Annotated in this window: 1 protein-coding gene and 1 pseudogene; both read right to left on the bottom strand. The window is 70.3% G+C overall.

From position 1 onward, the window contains the following. Positions 1-68: pseudogene (locus AC097L_RS24575) on the bottom strand (cbb3-type cytochrome oxidase assembly protein CcoS); the annotation flags it as partial. Positions 69-152: 84 nt separating this feature from the next. Continuing rightward, positions 153-1,348: heavy metal translocating P-type ATPase (locus AC097L_RS24570; RefSeq protein ID WP_479589338.1), on the bottom strand; the 1,196-nt coding region annotated here is incomplete at its 5' end.

Here is a 1,348-nt window from a genome sequence, read left to right as displayed (position 1 = left end):
CACAGCCCGCCCAGGATCAGCAGCACCAGCACGACGGACAGGGGGATCAGGAGGTACAGGATGTCCATCAACAGGCCTTCTAGTAAATGCTACATATTTTGTAGCTCGTCACGCTGAGGGAATAAGCACGGGAGGCTGTTTTCATATAAATCCTAGTTGCGGGACAGGCGGGCGGCATTCAGCACCACCAGCAGCGAACTCAGCGCCATGCCCAGCCCGGCCAGCCAGGCGGGCAGCCAACCGGCCAGGGCCAGCGGCACGCACACTGCGTTGTAGCCTGCGGCCCAGGCCAGGTTTTGCCGCACCACCCGCAATGTACGCCGGGCCAAGAGCAGCGTCTGCGGCACCCGGCCCAGCGTGTCGCCGGTGACCACCAGGTCGGCCTGCCGTTGCGCCAGCGGCACCGCCTGCCCAAAGGCAAAGGACACGTGGGCGGCGGCCAGCACCGGGCCGTCGTTCAGGCCATCGCCCACCATGGCCACATGGTGGCCCTGGCGTTGCAGAGCTTGCAGGTGCAGCAGTTTGTCGGTGGGCGTGCAGCCGCCGCGCACCTGGGTGACCTCGGTGATGCCGACCTGCGCCGCCACCCGCGCCGCGGCGGCAGGGTGGTCGCCCGACAACAGCTCCACCCGCAGCCCGGCGGCCTGCAGCGCCTGGATGGCCTGCACCGCGTCGGGTCGCACGTCTTCGGACAAATCAAACGTGGCCAGCCAGCCCAGCCCGTCGCCCAGATAGACCTGCCGCACGGCCTCGTTCACCTCGAACCCGGCGGGCACGCTGCACCAGGTGGCGGACCCGAAGGTGACGCGGCCCAAGGCATCCATGCCGCGCATGCCGTGCCCGGCCACTTCTTCCACCTGGCGCAGTTGCTCCGGTACCACGCCCTGGGCCTGGGCGGCGGCGGCCACCGCCCGCGATGCCGGGTGCAGCGACTGACCGGCCAGCCCGGCGGCCAGCCCCAGCGCCACGGCGGGCGGCATACTGCCCCGGGTGCGGATAGCGACCACCGCCATGCCGCCTTGGGTCAGTGTGCCGGTCTTGTCAAACACCACGGTGTCCACCTGTGCCAGGTTTTCCATCGCCTGCAGGCGGCGCACGAGTACGCCCGATTGGGCCAGCCGCCCCGCCGCAGCCAGCAGCGCTGCCGGGGTAGCCAGCGACAGCGCGCAGGGGCAGGTCACTATGAGCACCGCCACTACCACCATCAGCGCATGGCCGGGGCCAGACGGCCACCACAGCACGCCCGCCAGCGCGGCGGCCAGCAGCACGCCCACCAAAAAGGGCCGCGCCACCCGGTCGGCCAGTTGCGCCAGCCGGGGCTTCTGGCTGGCGGCCTGGGCCATCAGCG

The organism is Rhodoferax sp. RT5P35 (genome assembly GCF_056521385.1).
Note: the sequence above shows the minus strand (reverse complement) of the source record. Positions and strands in the feature narration are given on the sequence as shown.